Here is a 1,051-nt window from a genome sequence, read left to right as displayed (position 1 = left end):
ATGCTAGCTTGAACCAAATGCGCATAAACCGATTGGTCGGATTGGTATTGAACGTTTGTAACCCTGACCACAGTGCGATATACGCGAGCAGTGCTGCTGCCACAGAGATAATTAGCGTATAAAGAGCGGGGTCAGTCATATTTACCTAGCAGCTGTGTGAGATTATGAGTCTATCAGGCGACTCATACCATATTAGAACGTATTAAGCGATCACCAAACCACTCTATGAGTAACTTTAGAATGAGGAAGTACCCTCAATGGTTTGATAAAAAATCCAACATTATAGAGGCCGACCTCTATGTCGGACAAGCACAATTATTGACGCGCCCTGCTATAACGATATCAGTAATGCTCTGATAAAGATATCTACTCAATACGCAGACCAATAATAGCAGGGATACCTTGGCGGATGACCTCTATGGTCACAACGCCTTTCTTTGGTAAAGAAGAGATCGCACCAGAGAAATCCGTTACCTTTTTAATAGGCTTTTGGTGAAAGTTAGTGATGACGTCACCTGCCAAAATACCTGAGCGGGCAGCAAGCCCTGTCGGATCAACGGTGGTAACCAAAATACCCGTTTTATTATCTGCAGCGATTTCTGCTTGCTCATCCTCGGTTAAATCACGCAAGCGTAAGCCCAGTTGTACATCATTGCTCTGCTGATCCCCACTTTGGGCTCTGACATCATTAGGTGCATAAGCGAGCTTACCGCTAATGATCATCTGCTTACCATTACGCTGAATCTGTGCGCGAAACGGATCGCTTGGCTTTGCTCGATTAAGCAGATTCAATAAGTCGGATGCTCGCATGATTTGTACATTATTGTACTGCAAGATAATGTCACCAGGTTTTAGACCTGCTTTTTGTGCTGGCGAGTCTGGAGAAACACGGGTCAGCAAAGCGCCTTGGGGTTTATCCAATTTATAAGCTTCTGCTAGATTACGGTCGATATCTTGCGGAGAGATGCCAAGAGAAGCACGCGCCACTTCACCGTTAGATTTGAGCTGCTCATAAATATCTATCGCCGCATCTATCGGGATGGAAAACGAC

General features: G+C 45.0%; 1 protein-coding gene. It reads right to left on the bottom strand.

Annotated features, from left to right (window positions below; genetic code table 11):
• Window positions 1-366: 366 nt before the first annotated feature.
• The coding region (locus tag ACS8FC_RS14905; protein WP_439297345.1) for a PDZ domain-containing protein at window positions 367-1,051 on the bottom strand (685 nt) is incomplete at its 5' end.

Source organism: Psychrobacter sp. 1Y4, from assembly GCF_051847555.1.
Note: the sequence above shows the minus strand (reverse complement) of the source record. Positions and strands in the feature narration are given on the sequence as shown.